Origin of the sequence: Acinetobacter sp. C13, from assembly GCF_016809775.1 — a bacterium.
Classification (GTDB): Bacteria; Pseudomonadota; Gammaproteobacteria; order Pseudomonadales; family Moraxellaceae; genus Acinetobacter; species Acinetobacter pittii.
Genome location: NZ_JAFBJL010000001.1, coordinates 164013 through 178778, shown reverse-complemented (window position 1 = coordinate 178778; position 14766 = coordinate 164013). Strand labels below are relative to the sequence as shown.

Sequence of the window (14766 nt, the reverse complement as noted above, 5' to 3'; positions counted from 1 at the left end):
TTACCTGATCTATTTATTTGAATTAGATTATTTTTATTTCATATTTCAGAATAAATAGATCGTAAAAAATCGTATGAGTTGACCTCGATCATAAGGAAAACTCGAAATATATTCATAACCAATTTTCAGTCTTGGATTAACACTATAATTAACCCCATATCCAACTGAAATGGATAAATCTTGAATATTAATATGATTCGTAAAACCATTACTGTTTTTATTCTGAAGTTGCCCAGTATCATAGGCTGTATAATTATAAATTACCCAACGCTCATTTGAATAAAACTCGTTTTTGAGCACATTATAGTTATTAACTTCATCATCATGCTCAATGGCTAACCGCCTTTGTTCCAAGTTTAAATCTGATTGATCTAACAACTGGTCTGTATCTAGTAAAGTAGAATCACTTTCTGGTTGAAAAAAATCATAAGCCTGAACATATCCACTGTAAAAGATAATCAGCGCTATAAAAACAGTATCAATATTTTTATGCACACACATTTTATTTTGCAAATCCAAAAAGGTAGCTTAATGCTACCTTTTTTTGCAAGGTTTTAATTAACTTAAACCAATTACTGCTACAACTGCTGCACAGGTGCCAACAATTTTTTTGCCATATGGCACATAGCGTGTAAGCACGGCACCCAAGATCAATCCACCCAAATAGATGAGCGCCATACCAGCAACCATACCAGTTACTAATGCAACAATATGCCCTGCATGTGCTAACTCAACACCATGAGCCATACCATGGAAACTTGCAAGCAAAGCCGCAGCAATTGGTAGAACTTTATTTGATTTTGTCCATAGAGCAATTGCTGTAATAACTAAAGAAGCAACAATGCCGTATTCAGCTATATTAACTAGTACCAAACCTTGAGCACCTATTAAAAAGCCTACAATTAAGGTAGTACTTAAGGCAATGACTCCAGCAATTTTCCACTGTTTAGCAGCTGACCACAACAAGACACCAAAACCCAAAGCCATGACTAAATGATCTAGACCGGTAAACGGATGAATAAAGCCTGCCATAAAACCAGAATGTGCATGGTCATGTCCCGGATGGGCCATTGCAAGTGCTGGCAATAATGAAAGGAGCGCTACATTCCATTTTTTCATGAAGTCCATAATCTCTCCTTAAGCTTTAAACAGCCCTTGTTTCTCAATAAACTGAATAATTTCTTCAAGACCATCTTGTGTTTTCATGTTTGAAAATAAGAATGGCTTTTCTCCGCGCATACGTTTTGCATCTTGGTCCATGACATCAAGGTTTGCACCGACCATTGGCGCAAGGTCAGTTTTATTAATAATGAGTAAATCTGACTTGGTAATACCCGGCCCACCTTTACGAGGAATCTTTTCACCGCCTGCCACATCAATAACATATAAAGTTAGATCAGAAAGTTCAGGGCTAAATGTCGCTGCCAAATTATCACCACCACTTTCAATGATAATAAGTTCTAAGCCTTCGAATTTTTCACACAAATCATCAATTGCAGCCAAGTTAATTGAAGCATCTTCACGAATAGCTGTATGCGGGCAACCACCAGTTTCTACCCCCACAATACGATCTGGTGACATCGCCTCATTACGGGTTAAGAAGTTTGAATCTTCTTTGGTGTAAATATCATTTGTCACCACAGCCATATTGTATTTATTACGCAAGGCTAAACATAAATTAAGAGTAAGTGCTGTTTTACCCGAACCTACCGGTCCACCAATTCCAACTCGTAATGGACTACGTTCTGTCATGATTTTTATCCTTTTTCCTAAACTTAAGATCTGAATAACCGTGAATATTGTGTTTCGTGTTTCATGCTCAGCATGGCATAACGAGGTAAAGCGCTGCTCAATTGTTCGTCATTAAGCTTCAAAGCTTTCTCTACCGCTTGTGGTACTAAACCATGTAAATGCCATAAAATTCTTTGCCCAGCCATTTGTCCTAAAGGAACAGTTTTTACTGCGGCTAAAACCTGATTTTCTAAAACAGTAAAGGTATAAGCAGTAAGTACATCCATGTCGTTGAGTTCAAGTCGGCCACAAAGCTGTGCATAGACTGGTACGAAACCAAACCGCTTTTTAACCTCAACTGTTTTTTTTAAAACATCTTTAATCCACGCATTTAAAGAAAATGCCAGCTGTTGAGATTCTGCCAAGAGTTCTTTACTTTCTCTGCTGGCCTTATACAAATTTGCCCATACCAGAAACTGTTCTGAGTCATCATGATATTGCATGAGACGCTTTAATACGGGCAACTCAAACCTCACCAACAACATCTCAAGCACTTCTTCAAAGTAAGCAATTGCCGAGGTTTCGTCATGTATTAGACCAATATCAATCGCCGTTTCCACACCTTGTGAATAACAATACGCCCCAACTGGCAATGCTGTAGAAGACAGTGTCAGCAGTTGCAGTAATTGCGCGGCACTATGAATGGACATGATGTAAAGCTTTGATTGGGCTTAAACGATGATCATGACTATGCTGCGCATAAGCACCACTTTCAGGTTCAAACGGATGATCAGTTTCTGAAACTGTAAGCCCTAACCCTTCCACCATTTCTGCAAGCACATGATCAGGCTCAAAATACAAAGCTGAAGGGGTCAACATTAATGGTACATGCCTATTACCTAAGTGATAGGCAGCTTTAAGCAAATCAAAATCGGTTTGAGCAGTGACTTGCATTAATCGCTCAGGTTTGGCATCAACACGTAATACATCGCCCTCTTGCGTTGCAATATATGAACCACTACGCAAAATGCCAGTACGCGGTAAATCAGCACCAATATCGACGCCACTCGTTAAAGCCGCTCGGAACCGTGATTTTTGACGGGTATCAAAAGTCAGTTCAACCGTTTCAAATGCCTGATCAGGAGAAATATCTTCAAGTCGTTGTGTGTAAATTTTCATTTAGCTTTTCTCTCCTTATTTATTTCTTTCATATCTAGAGTAATGAGGCAAATCATCTCTATAAAACTTATCAAAATAAGAAATAACGCTGAGCCATTGGTAACACGTCAGCAGGTTCACATGTTAATAATTCACCATCAGCCCGCACCTCATAAGTTTCAGGATGAACATGCATAACTGGACAATATGTGTTGTGCTTCATATCTGCTTTAGTAATTGCACGCGTGTTTTTACATGGGCTAATTAACTTTTTAAGATTTAGTTTATCAGCAACTTTTTCATCAATTGCCACTTGAGATAAAAAGGTAATACATGTGTTATGTACACCACGCGGATAGGCACCAAACATTGGGCGATAATGCACGGGTTGAGGTGTCGGAATTGAAGCATTAATGTCACCCATCGGTGCCGCTGCGATCATGCCACCTTTAATAATCATGGAAGGTTTTACACCAAAAAAAGCAGGCTTCCATAACACTAAATCAGCAAGTTTTCCGACCTCCACCGAACCAATTTCATGGCTTAAACCATGGGTAATGGCTGGGTTAATTGTATATTTGGCAATGTAGCGTTTAACGCGATTGTTATCATGAAACTCATTATCACCCTCAAGCGGGCCACGTTGAATTTTCATTTTATGAGCAGTTTGCCAAGTACGTAAAATCACTTCGCCCACGCGCCCCATCGCCTGAGAATCCGATGACATCATGGCAATGGCGCCTAAATCTTGCAGAATATCTTCAGCAGCGATGGTTTCACGGCGAATACGACTTTCAGCAAATGCAATATCCTCAGCAATTGCCGGATCTAAATGATGGCAAACCATGAGCATATCTAAATGCTCATCAATAGTATTGATGGTATAAGGACGTGTTGGATTAGTTGAAGACGGCAAGACATTACTTTGTCCAATTGCCTTTAAAATGTCAGGTGCATGCCCACCACCCGCGCCTTCGGTATGGTACGTATGAATCGTGCGATCTTTAAATGCAGCTAAAGTTTCTTCTAAAAACCCACCTTCATTTAAGGTATCTGTATGAATTGCAACCTGCACATCAAACTCGTCTGCCACACTCAAGCAGTTATCAATGGCTGCTGGTGTTGAGCCCCAGTCTTCATGTAGTTTTAACCCAATTACCCCAGCTTTAATTTGCTCTCGAATTGGATCTGGCAAACTCAAATTACCTTTACCTAGCAGGCCAATATTCATAGGTAAATCATCAATGGCTTGCAACATGGTCGCAATATGCCAAGGCCCCGGAGTCACTGTCGTTGCTGAAGTTCCAGCCGCCGGTCCTGTACCACCACCCACCATTGTTGTTGTACCCGACATAAGTGCTGTTTCAACTTGCTGTGGGCAAATCCAGTGAATGTGAGTATCAATACCACCTGCCGTTAAAATTTGCCCTTCACCCGCAATCACTTCTGTTGCAGCACCTAAAGGAATGGTAATGTCAGGTTGAATATCAGGATTTCCTGCTTTCCCTATTTTCCAGATTCGACCATTTTTTAAGCCAACATCCGCCTTTACAATCCCCCACCAATCGACAATCAAAGCATTGGTAATCACAGTGTCGGCAACTTCATCGGCTAAAAGTTGAGATTGCCCCATTCCATCACGAATGACTTTGCCACCGCCAAACTTAACTTCTTCACCATAAGTCGTTAGATCTTGCTCAACCTCAATAAAAAGCTCTGTATCAGCCAAGCGAATACGATCTCCAACCGTTGGACCAAACATTTCAGCATATGCACGACGTGACATTTTCATAACTTATTACTCATCTCTTTCATTATCGTTCTTATGTCTAGTCCAACTTGCCCATGACTCGGCCCGCAAAACCATATACTTCTCGCTTACCTGCCAAAGCAACAAGCTCTACTTCTCGACTTTGTCCCGGTTCAAAACGTATTGCCGTGCCTGCTGCAATATTTAACCGAAAGCCTTTCGCTGTTTCACGGTCAAACTGTAGTGCATCATTTGCTTCATAAAAATGAAAATGTGAACCCACCTGAATAGGCCGATCGCCAATATTAGCAACTACAACTTTTAAAGTTTGTCGCCCAACATTCAGCTCAATGTCTGTATCTGGAGTAATGATTTCACCAGGGATCATAAACGCTCCTTTTATACGATTGGCTGATGAACAGTGACTAACTTCGAACCGTCAGGAAAAGTTGCTTCGACCTGAACCTCAGCAATCATTTCTGGCACACCATCCATCACATCTTCGCGCTTTAATAAAGTTGTTCCGTAATGCATCAAGTCACTCACCGTCATACCGTCCCGCGCTCCTTCAAGCAAAGCAGCAGAAATAAAAGCGATAGCTTCCGGATAATTTAGCTTTAAGCCGCGAGCTTTACGGCGCTCAGCGACTAGCCCTGCGGTAAAAATAAGTAATTTATCTTTTTCTGTTGGATTGAGTTCCATATCTCTTTCCTAAATAGCATCTAACTTTCTTTAAGCAAAATACGTGCTCAAAAGCAGCATACTTGTTTTAATCGTTTTTTAAATACGCAATTTAACGTAACTTAGGTTCTCCAAATTCTCGGAAATTCTTCATCTAAATCAAACCAATAACGTCTTAATCTTGCTCTTATTGCCGCAAATGCATCATGGCAATGTCGGACATCATTTCCCAAGAAACGCGCACAAACCACATCATCTAATAATGTTAAAGTTACAGGTGCTTGCATACGCATCATCAATTCGCGAATGAGTTCGAGCTGTTGTTCTAAATAAAATGATGACCGATATTTCTCAGGTGCTACGGCCCAAAAACTTCCCATTACTGCTTGATTATTCATACCTAAACACGAACTAAGCCAACGGTCTTCACCCTCAAAAAACAATGTATCTGCAACCAATAATTTTTGTTCTCGCCACAACTTAAACTGGTTGTGATAACTTCCCTGCACAAAACGTTCAGCGCGTGCCTGCCGCCCGAGTACAAACATATCCCAGCCAATAAAACTGGCAGCAAGATCAAGATGAATATGAGTTTCTGAGTGTGCTAGAGCTCCGTCAAACAGCATCGTTTCTTGTGGAACCCACTCCAAAATAGACCGATCTCGGACATGAAGATGAATATGCTGAAAGGCCTGCTTCCCATTGGTTTTATACCACTTTCCCGCACCAGGAGTCGTTACAACCGCATGAGCTTGATCTTTGGTTTCAATTTGAAAAGTAAGATGATCTCCTCCTGCGATTCCTGCTGGAGGATGTACAATAATCGCATGACATACGCCTGTTTTTTCAGGCCAGAGCATTTTTTGCACCCTTACAGGGCCATGGTGTTTTCTGTGACTCATTATGGTGCGTGAATTTTCAAAACAAAATCCGAGCTCTAATCGCGCATACCAAAATGGTGCTAAAGAGTTTTTTGAAAACGTTTGTACCTGATTCATTCTGGTTCATATGTTCAAAATAAGTGCTTAAAGTTATAAGCAAAATACGCACCAAATATAAAAATAAGCAAAATGATAAAATTAGATACAATTTTTTGATTTTAATGAGTTAAAAAACAATCAATGTCTAACATAAAACCACAGTAACTCATGGAATTATTTATACAATAGCGCCCACCGTTGCTTCCATACTTGCTCTCCATGAAACTTTTTTTCGTGTTAACGCCACTTGTCTTTTTAACTGGGTGTATTTTTGGCCAATCTAGTGAGGTCAAACGTGCAGAGAAAATTCTCCATAATTTTGAATGTAAAAATGTTGAGACAAGTCAGATTGCAACAAGCTCAATTAATTCTTACTACCAACAGTCTTTAGCGGTAAGCAAAGAAAAGGCGACTTCATATGTAGAGAGTTATAAAAATGGTGAAGAGTTATTTGACATGCCGCTCGATGAAGTTTTAAAGCAACAATATCAACTTTATAAATCGGCTTGTGATTCTTTAGGTGGGGTTTCTTCTCAACCTTAATATATAAAGGTATTCACTTAATTTTTTAGTGGATACCTTTTTTAATTTTATATCTTTCTTTTTGATTAATTTTTACTCACTTTACCTTTTGTTAAAATTAAATTACATACTTAAACTTTTATTAGGCTCTTATATTTCATAGCCTGTTTACTTGTTTTTTATTTATTTTCCGAGGTTTAGATCATCATGAAAAAAACATTATTATCAGTAGCACTCTTAAGTATCCTTCTTGCCGCTTGTAGCAAAAATGAAAATAAAGCCGACACGACAACTCAAGCATCTGCTCCAGCGCAAACTACTGAAGCAAATAATAATGCTGTAGATACCGCACACACAGCTGAAAACTCACTCGATTGGGACGGCACATATAAAGGCACTCTCCCATGTGCGGACTGTGAAGGTATTAAAACTGAATTAGAACTTAAAGATGATAAAACCTACGAGCTAACCGAAACTTATCTTGGTAAAGGTGACACCAACCCATTTGAAACCCATGGTACCTTTACTTTCGACAAAGATAATACTTCAATTATTACGTTAGATGATAAAGGTCAAAACCGTAAATTCTTTATCGGTGAAAACACTGCAACTGCTTTAGATATGGAAGGTAAAAAAGTTGAAGGCTCTTTAGCTGAACACTATGTTTTGAAAAAATAATTTTTAATAATTAAAAAACCCGCTCATTTGAGCGGGTTTTTTTTTATGAATCAATTTTTAGTGAGCTGCGAATTGGTTCATTGTGTTTTTAGCATCGTCATGTGCTTTAAGAGCGTTGTCACCAGAGAAGATTTCTTTGTGATCATCACCGATGTCAGAACCCGCCATTGCTTGGTGTTTAACACAAGCGATACCACCGCGGATTTCTTTACGTTGTACGCCAGCAACATAAGCCAACATACCTTCAGAACCGAAGTAACCTTGTGCAAGCTCATGAGTAGAAAGAGCAGCAGTGTGGTAAGTTGGAAGTGTGATCAAGTGATGGAACACACCCGCTTCACGAGAAGCATCTGCTTGGAAAGTACGGATCTTGTCATCAGCATCAGCAGCTAATTCAGTGTTGTCATATTCAGCACTCATTAATTTAGCGCGGTCATATGCAGAAACGTCTTTACCTTCAGCAACCCAACGATCGTAAGCTTGTTGACGGAAGTTTAAAGTCCAGTTGAATGATGGGCTGTTGTTATAAACAAGCTTAGCATTTGGAACAACTTCTTTAACACGGTTAACCATGTGTGCGATTTCTTCTACGTTTGGAGTCGCAGTTTCGATCCAAAGAAGGTCAGCACCATTTTGTAAGCTAGACACACAGTCAAGTACAACACGGTCAATTTGAGTGTCAGCACGGAACTGATATAAGCCAGAAGGTAAACGCTTAGGACGGTGTAATTTACCATCACGCTTGATTAAGATTTCATCTTCTTGAGCATCAGCAATGTCAATTTCTTGAGTATCTAAGTAGCTGATGTATTGAGAAGCGATGTCACCTGGCTCTTTAACCACTGGGATTTTTTGAGTCAAGTCAGCGCCTTCAGAGTCAGTACGCGCAACAATGATACCTTCTTCAAGACCCATTTCTAAGAATGCATAACGTAATGCATGGATCTTAGCGATGAAGTCTTCGTGTGGAACAGTTACTTTACCAGCTTGGTGACCACATTGTTTAGCATCAGATACTTGGTTTTCGATTTGAAGCGCACAAGCACCAGCTTCGATCATTTTCTTAGCAAGTAAGTAAGTTGCTTCTTCGTTACCGAAACCAGCATCGATGTCCGCAATAATTGGCACAACGTGAGTTTCAAAGTTGTCGATTTGAGCTGTGATTTCAGCTGCTTTAGCAGTATCACCAGCTTCTTGTGCTTTTTTAAGCGCACGGAATAAATCATTTAATTCTTTTGCGTCAGCTTGACGTAAGAAAGTATAGATTTCTTCGATCAATGCAGGAACAGAAGTTTTTTCGTGCATAGATTGGTCAGGAAGTGGACCAAATTCAGAACGAAGAGCAGCAACCATCCAACCAGAAAGGTAGATATAACGTTTGCTTGTAGTACCGAAATATTTTTTGTTCGCAATCATTTTTTGTTGTGCGATGAAACCATGCCAGCAACCTAATGATTGAGTGTATTTGCTTGAGTCAGCATCGTATTCAGCCATATCACGACGCATAATCGCAGCTGTATACTTAGCAATATCTAAACCAGTTTTGAAACGGTTTTGAAGTTGCATACGAGCAGCATCTTCTGGGCTAATGTCTGCCCAAGTATTGCCGAATTTTGCTTTTAATTGACGTACTGCATCAATCGCTGTTTGATATGTAGTCATGATATTGTCCTGTATTCATTTTAGGATTTCATCGATTGAAGCCTAGAGTCACGTTACTTAAATTTCTTATGACACCAGCTGCTTCCTCATGAACACAGCTTAGACTTAGCCAATCAATTAATCCAATATCCTTTGTTAATCTTCAGTATTTATTTAAAAAATATACCAATAAATCGATATTATAGATAAAACCAAAAAACTTTAACACTTTGTTTATAAAAATAAAATTATCCTAAAGGAGTATAAAGTTTTATTCTAAAAACTCACTAAGTCTTATTTTTATACAATTTTTGGAGATTTTCCACTCATTTTTAAATCTAAAAGTCAATTGTAAATTAGGCTATTTTTGCCAATGCAACAAGTCAATTGATATGCTAGAAATTGAGAAGTTATTCATAAATATATTCTATTTAGATTTCTTTCATTCAAAACTAAGCAAAGACAGTAAAAACGTGCCTTTGAAACGTCTTTCCACCCTACTTAATTCCTACAAAAAATGTCGCTTTTCTCATCATTTTTTCACACAATGATCATTAAATATGGCATAATTTGAAACAATTTCAGGGTTTTATTTTCGGTATTTTTTTTATGAATCTGGAGCGAGTAGATCTTAATCTATTAATATATCTTGATGTACTTCTTCGTGAAAAAAATGTTACGCGCGCAGCCGAACAGCTTGGGGTGACTCAGCCTGCAATGAGTAATATTTTACGTCGCTTACGTAATTTATTTAATGATCCGCTTCTTATCCGTTCTTCCGAAGGGATGACCCCGACAGAACGTGCTCTTGAATTACAACCCCGTATTCGTGATGCCCTTTCTGATCTTTCCATGATTTTGGAACCCCGTACCGAATTCCGCCCTTATACAAGTAATCGCGTTTTCCGCATTATGACATCTGACTATGCCGAGGCAACTTTAGTCCCTCGTCTTGTCAAAGCTCTACGCTCTGAAGCTCCAAATGTTGTACTCGACTTTCTTACACCAAGTGATGTGTCTTATAGAGACATGGAACAAGGTAAAGTTGATCTTGCGATTAATAGATTTAATGAAATACCGCAAAGTTTCCACCAAGTGTTAGTTTGGCGTGATAGTTTCAGCTGTATTCTTAATGACAAACACCCTGCTGTAACCCATTTGAATCTCAAAAGTTATCTAGATGCGCAACATATCTGGGTTTCTAAAACGGGTATGGGCGTAGGTTTTGGTGTAAATCCAGACAAACAAGGCGGTTTAGGCTGGATCGATCAGGCATTAGAACGTATTGGTCAACGTCGTAAAATTTCTGTATTTACTCGTCACTACCAAATGCCAGCATTACTTGCTCAAAATGTTGACTTGATTGCCACCCTTCCAACTCGAATGGCACGCCTACAAACTCAAAATCCAAAACTGGTTATAAAAGATCCTCCTTTTTATATTCCAGAATTTGAACTTAAAATGGCTTGGTGCCCGTTATTACATCATCATCCAGCTCATCGCTGGTTACGCCAACTTATTTTATTTGTTGCTCGTCAAATGATTGAAGAAGAAAATCGTGAATTTCTAACCAACAATTCGCAATTTTCTCACTATTAAGTAAATTTTGATTTAATTGTCGATTTTAGACATTATCTTCAAGCGCTGAGCAATCAATCTGATTACCTCAGCGCTTTTTTGTGTTAAAACATAGTCATAATAATGATGAACCTCGGGTGATTTGTGAGTCTCTTTCAAAATATCATTATCATCGTACTGCTCATCATCGCAGCAGGCTTTTTATCTTTAACTGAAATTGCATTGGCTGGCGCCAGAAAAGTAAAGTTAAAAATTTTAGCCGAAGCTGGCGAAGAACGTGCCCAACAAGTACTTGATCTACAAGAACAATCTGCCGATTTTTTTGCAGCTTCTCAAATTGGACTAAATGCAGTTGCAATTTTAGGCGGTATTTTGGGTGAAGCTGCTTTTCGTCCCTTTTTTGTCACTTTAGTTGACCGCTTTTATGAAGGCCCTTGGACACAAACTATCGGTTTTGCCCTCTCCTTCACTTTAGTAACTTCTCTATTTATTTTATTTGCTGATCTCATGCCAAAACGCTTGGCAATGATTGCACCTGAAAAAATTGCAATTAGCGTTATTAACCCGATTCAAGTTTTTATTAAGGTATGTAAACCCTTAGCTTGGGGAATTAATGCTATTGCGAATCTGTTATTTCGCTTGTTTAAAGTCAATACAACACGCGAAGACAATATTACTTTTGATGATATTTCAGCGGTCATGGATGCGGGCGCTCAAGCCGGCGTACTTCAAAAACAAGAACACCACTTTATTGAGAATGTTTTTGAACTAGAAGAACGTACCGTACCTTCAAGCATGACGACACGCGAGAACGTCGTTTATTTCACCTTAAACGAACATGAAGATAGTATTCGTCAAAAATTAGCAGAATATCCTTACTCAAAATTTTTAGTGTGTAATGAAAATATTGATCAGGTTATTGGTTATGTTGATGCTAAAGATTTCTTAGTACGCATTTTAAATAATCAATCACCAACTCAATTAAATGAGTCTACCATTCGTACTGTACTCATGATTCCCGACACTCTCACACTCTCTGAACTACTTGACCGTTTTCGTTCTACAAAAGAGAAATTTGCTGTCGTTATCAATGAATATGCACTTGTTGTAGGAGTGATTACGCTAAGCGATATCATGATCACAGTTATGGGTGATTGGGTTACTCCTATTGAAGAAGAACAGCAAATCATTAAACGTGATAATAACTCTTGGTTAATTGATGGCAGCACACCAATTGATGACCTAAGACATGCTCTTGAAATTGATGAAATGCCTGATGAAGAAAACTATGAGACGCTCGCAGGTTTCATGATGTACCGTTTACGCAAAATTCCACGTCCAGCAGATTTTGTGGAATTTGGTGGATATAAATTTGAAGTTGTCGATGTCGACCATTTTAAAATTGACCAACTTCTTGTAACTCGAATTTTAGAACAAACCGAAACGCACTCATCAATTGATGAAAACTAATCGTTATTAATTTAAATGCCCCACAATTTAGTTGGGGTATTTTTTAAAACTAAATAACTTTTTTAAATATATGTAATAATTATTTTAGATTCATTTATTCAATTTGCTCTTTTAATCTAAAAGTATTATTATTTTATTTAACAACTCTATTAAAGCTTAAATACTGAAAATTAATAAAATAATCTATATCTCTTAACTGCCTATAAAGTGATTAAGCCCCATTTACATTGTAAACAAACTTATGTAACTTAGCTCAAAGTCAATCCCTAAATGCTTCTTCTTCTCATTTCAATCATCAAAATATATATAATTAAAAAAAATGCCATATAATTTTTATTTTTATAATACCTTTATATTATTTTATAATAGCATTCATTTATTATAAAACCATTATAACCTTAATATATATGTTCAGTATTTCATCTAAATATACCTATCCAAACGAATATATATTAACCAAATAAACTAAATATATTATTTGTCTTTTTAATAAAAATTAATAAGAATAACCAAGGTCAGAGTTTTGAATAAACTTGTTCAGTAAAACTATAGGCAAAGGATTGATTGTATGCTGACATTACTTGGTGTTGGCATGATTTTGTGCTTCATGTACTTAATCATGTCCAAACGTTTAAGCCCTATTATTGCTTTAATTCTCATCCCGTTTATTTTTTCTCTCATTGCTTGGGGCCTAGGTCATTACTTTGAAAGTTTAAGTCACATTGAACTTAAAGGTCTCAGTGAGATGATGCTGGATGGCATCAAAAAATTAGCGCCAACTGGCGTAATGCTTTTATTCGCAATTTTATATTTTGCCTTAATGATCGATGCAGGTCTTTTCGACCCACCGGTTAAATGGATTTTGAAAAAAGTTAAAGGCGATCCTTTAAAAATTACTCTAGGAACTGTCTTTTTAACCACTCTTGTTTCTTTAGATGGTGATGGCTCAACCACCTATATGATCTGTGTGGCTGCAATGTTGCCACTTTATCAACGTCTAGGAATGAACACACTCATCATGACTGCACTTATGCTGTTATGTAGTGGTGTAATGAACTTAACGCCATGGGGTGGTCCTACTGCTCGTGCTGCAAGTGCGTTACAAGTTGATCCAAGCCATATTTTCGTACCGATGATCCTTCCAATGATCATTAGTATTGGTTGGTTATTCTTCTTGGCATATTTATATGGCCGTTATGAGCAAAAACGTTTAGGCGTGATTGAGCTTGAAAGTCATCATGGTGACAATATTACCGTGTCGAAAGACCCTGAAGCGACGCGTCCACATTTACGCAAAGTAAATATGGTACTTACTATTATTCTCATGATTGCATTAATCAAAGGCATTTTGCCAATGTCAGTGTTATTCATGCTAGCGTTCTGTATTGCAATGCTGATTAACTATCCTGATGTTGATATGCAGAAAAAGCGTATCGCAATGCATGCAGATAGTATTTTAGCTGTTGTAGGTTTAATTTTCGCTGCAGGTATTTTCACAGGGATTTTATCTGGTACAGGTATGGTTGAGGCGATGTCTAAAGAATTCGTCGCAATGATTCCTCCAAGCATGGGTCCATATCTTGCACCGATTACCGCTTTAGTCAGTATGCCTTTGACATTCTTTATGTCAAATGATGCATTCTTCTATGGTGTTTTACCAATTCTTGCTGAAGCGGCTTCACATTACGGTATTAGCCCAGAAGCTATTGCTCGTGCATCAATTGTAGGCCAGCCAGTGCACTTGCTATCGCCTCTTGTTCCATCAACTTACTTGTTATGCGGTCTTGCTAAAGTTGACTTTGCAGATCATCAAAAGTTCACATTTAAGTGGGCATTTATAACATGTATGGTTTTGATGGGCACTGCATTAGTGATTGGCGTTTTCCCGCTCTTTAGTACACTTTAATTATTCCCTATAAATAAAAGCCCCAAACGGGGCTTTTATTTTTATTTATTTATATATTCAATCATGGCGTCTAAGAACGCATGAAAGTGCAAGCTAATATCTTCTTCTAAAATTTTATAGGCATTATCAAATTGCACCATTGGCCAACCTTCTTTCCAAAATGGGAAGATGTCATGTAAGTCATGAGTAACTATTGCATCTTCTCGAACAATCGCTTGTGAAATTTGTGCCAAAACTTGCGCTGTTTCTGCACCATCAATAGCTAAATAATCAATACCACGCGCTTTTAAAATACGAATTCGATCTTTTTTATAGCGAATTTTTTTAGCTTGAGCTGCATTTAAACCTAGTGCAAGAGTAACTGCCTCTACAAACTTTTCTTCAAAATTTGTATTCAGTGCCACTAAGGCCTGTTTATGTGCTTCCTGACGTCCTGCTTTTCCCCCGTTACGGATGATCTCATTTGCTTCCGTATCTAGCTTATCTTTTTTCATCGACTGTAAAATGTCTAAAATTTCGATATCGCTTAAAGATTCAGGAGATTGCTCAAACATAGGAGTCTCTATACATACAACTAAAGGCGTATTCTCTCATAAAAGCGATACTAAAGCAGAGTAAAATTTTAAATAGCCCATTATCTTGACTATTTTTATAGTCCTAACTTCATAGAC

General features: G+C 38.0%; 16 protein-coding genes. 5 read left to right on the top strand and 11 right to left on the bottom strand.

What is annotated here, in order from left to right; genetic code table 11:
- Positions 1-45: 45 nt before the first annotated feature.
- From JGE69_RS00830 to JGE69_RS00790, 9 genes are all read right to left on the bottom strand, one after another.
- On the bottom strand, positions 46-501 hold the full coding sequence (locus JGE69_RS00830) for a hypothetical protein (RefSeq protein ID WP_063098331.1): 456 nt from the start codon (positions 499-501) through the stop codon (positions 46-48).
- Between the two features lie 57 nt (positions 502-558).
- Positions 559-1128 carry a HupE/UreJ family protein gene (locus JGE69_RS00825; RefSeq protein WP_199111846.1) on the bottom strand — a complete coding sequence of 190 codons (570 nt, stop codon included), beginning with the start codon at positions 1126-1128 and terminating at the stop codon, positions 559-561.
- A 9-nt stretch (positions 1129-1137) separates the two neighbouring features.
- Complete coding sequence (ureG, locus tag JGE69_RS00820; RefSeq protein ID WP_002117800.1) at positions 1138-1752, bottom strand: urease accessory protein UreG; 615 nt, start codon at positions 1750-1752, stop codon at positions 1138-1140.
- 23 nt (positions 1753-1775) lie between these two features.
- Entirely contained in the window at positions 1776-2441 is a 666-nt protein-coding gene (locus JGE69_RS00815; RefSeq protein ID WP_199111844.1) for an urease accessory protein UreF, read from the bottom strand.
- On the bottom strand, positions 2428-2910 hold the full coding sequence (ureE, locus tag JGE69_RS00810) for an urease accessory protein UreE (RefSeq protein WP_199111842.1): 483 nt from the start codon (positions 2908-2910) through the stop codon (positions 2428-2430). The genes JGE69_RS00815 and ureE overlap by 14 nt, the downstream gene beginning before the upstream one ends.
- A 70-nt stretch (positions 2911-2980) precedes the next feature.
- Positions 2981-4681, bottom strand: coding sequence for an urease subunit alpha (gene ureC, locus JGE69_RS00805; protein ID WP_199111840.1), 1701 nt, complete (start codon positions 4679-4681; stop codon positions 2981-2983).
- A 37-nt stretch (positions 4682-4718) separates the two neighbouring features.
- A complete protein-coding gene (locus tag JGE69_RS00800) occupies positions 4719-5027 on the bottom strand; it encodes an urease subunit beta (RefSeq protein ID WP_046812721.1) in 309 nt (102 codons plus the stop codon).
- Between the two features lie 11 nt (positions 5028-5038).
- Positions 5039-5341 carry an urease subunit gamma gene (gene ureA, locus JGE69_RS00795; protein WP_002117495.1) on the bottom strand — a complete coding sequence of 101 codons (303 nt, stop codon included), beginning with the start codon at positions 5339-5341 and terminating at the stop codon, positions 5039-5041.
- 101 nt (positions 5342-5442) lie between these two features.
- The gene (locus JGE69_RS00790) at positions 5443-6318 is read right to left on the bottom strand and encodes an urease accessory protein UreD (protein ID WP_199111838.1); all 876 of its coding nucleotides are present in this window, start codon (positions 6316-6318) and stop codon (positions 5443-5445) included.
- Between the two features lie 201 nt (positions 6319-6519).
- Here JGE69_RS00790 and JGE69_RS00785 point away from each other — a divergent pair, with 201 nt between their 5' ends.
- Both JGE69_RS00785 and JGE69_RS00780 read left to right on the top strand, forming a co-directional pair.
- Positions 6520-6843: a hypothetical protein gene (locus JGE69_RS00785; protein ID WP_005070594.1), complete on the top strand. Its 324-nt coding sequence runs from the start codon at positions 6520-6522 to the stop codon at positions 6841-6843.
- 186 nt (positions 6844-7029) lie between these two features.
- Entirely contained in the window at positions 7030-7500 is a 471-nt protein-coding gene (locus JGE69_RS00780; RefSeq protein ID WP_002117559.1) for a copper resistance protein NlpE, read from the top strand.
- A gap of 57 nt (positions 7501-7557) precedes the next feature.
- Here JGE69_RS00780 and JGE69_RS00775 read toward each other — a convergent pair whose 3' ends face one another.
- The gene (locus tag JGE69_RS00775) at positions 7558-9162 is read right to left on the bottom strand and encodes an isocitrate lyase (protein WP_002117581.1); all 1605 of its coding nucleotides are present in this window, start codon (positions 9160-9162) and stop codon (positions 7558-7560) included.
- Between the two features lie 588 nt (positions 9163-9750).
- On the opposite strand from JGE69_RS00775, the gene JGE69_RS00770 reads away from it, so the two are divergent.
- The 3 genes from JGE69_RS00770 to JGE69_RS00760 all read left to right on the top strand — a co-directional run bounded on the left by JGE69_RS00770 (position 9751) and on the right by JGE69_RS00760 (position 14095).
- Positions 9751-10740, top strand: a complete 990-nt coding sequence (locus JGE69_RS00770) for a LysR family transcriptional regulator (RefSeq protein WP_004703082.1) — start codon at positions 9751-9753, stop codon at positions 10738-10740.
- 123 nt (positions 10741-10863) lie between these two features.
- Complete coding sequence (locus JGE69_RS00765; RefSeq protein WP_002117726.1) at positions 10864-12189, top strand: hemolysin family protein; 1326 nt, start codon at positions 10864-10866, stop codon at positions 12187-12189.
- 568 nt (positions 12190-12757) lie between these two features.
- Positions 12758-14095: a CitMHS family transporter gene (locus JGE69_RS00760; protein WP_002117607.1), complete on the top strand. Its 1338-nt coding sequence runs from the start codon at positions 12758-12760 to the stop codon at positions 14093-14095.
- A 41-nt stretch (positions 14096-14136) separates the two neighbouring features.
- Here JGE69_RS00760 and JGE69_RS00755 read toward each other — a convergent pair whose 3' ends face one another.
- Complete coding sequence (locus JGE69_RS00755) at positions 14137-14649, bottom strand: hypothetical protein (protein ID WP_002117749.1); 513 nt, start codon at positions 14647-14649, stop codon at positions 14137-14139.
- Positions 14650-14766: the final 117 nt, after the last annotated feature.

Excerpts from the sequence above, each read along its gene's own strand:
- JGE69_RS00830 (WP_063098331.1), bottom strand. The coding sequence starts at position 501 with ATGTGTGTGCATAAAAATATTGATACTGTTTTTATAGCGCTGATTATC.
- JGE69_RS00825 (WP_199111846.1), bottom strand. The coding sequence starts at position 1,128 with ATGGACTTCATGAAAAAATGGAATGTAGCGCTCCTTTCATTATTGCCA.
- ureG (WP_002117800.1), bottom strand. The coding sequence starts at position 1,752 with ATGACAGAACGTAGTCCATTACGAGTTGGAATTGGTGGACCGGTAGGT.
- JGE69_RS00815 (WP_199111844.1), bottom strand. The coding sequence starts at position 2,441 with ATGTCCATTCATAGTGCCGCGCAATTACTGCAACTGCTGACACTGTCT.
- ureE (WP_199111842.1), bottom strand. The coding sequence starts at position 2,910 with ATGAAAATTTACACACAACGACTTGAAGATATTTCTCCTGATCAGGCA.
- ureC (WP_199111840.1), bottom strand. The coding sequence starts at position 4,681 with ATGAAAATGTCACGTCGTGCATATGCTGAAATGTTTGGTCCAACGGTT.
- JGE69_RS00800 (WP_046812721.1), bottom strand. The coding sequence starts at position 5,027 with ATGATCCCTGGTGAAATCATTACTCCAGATACAGACATTGAGCTGAAT.
- ureA (WP_002117495.1), bottom strand. The coding sequence starts at position 5,341 with ATGGAACTCAATCCAACAGAAAAAGATAAATTACTTATTTTTACCGCA.
- JGE69_RS00790 (WP_199111838.1), bottom strand. The coding sequence starts at position 6,318 with ATGAATCAGGTACAAACGTTTTCAAAAAACTCTTTAGCACCATTTTGG.
- JGE69_RS00785 (WP_005070594.1), top strand. The coding sequence starts at position 6,520 with ATGAAACTTTTTTTCGTGTTAACGCCACTTGTCTTTTTAACTGGGTGT.
- JGE69_RS00780 (WP_002117559.1), top strand. The coding sequence starts at position 7,030 with ATGAAAAAAACATTATTATCAGTAGCACTCTTAAGTATCCTTCTTGCC.
- JGE69_RS00775 (WP_002117581.1), bottom strand. The coding sequence starts at position 9,162 with ATGACTACATATCAAACAGCGATTGATGCAGTACGTCAATTAAAAGCA.
- JGE69_RS00770 (WP_004703082.1), top strand. The coding sequence starts at position 9,751 with ATGAATCTGGAGCGAGTAGATCTTAATCTATTAATATATCTTGATGTA.
- JGE69_RS00760 (WP_002117607.1), top strand. The coding sequence starts at position 12,758 with ATGCTGACATTACTTGGTGTTGGCATGATTTTGTGCTTCATGTACTTA.
- JGE69_RS00755 (WP_002117749.1), bottom strand. The coding sequence starts at position 14,649 with ATGTTTGAGCAATCTCCTGAATCTTTAAGCGATATCGAAATTTTAGAC.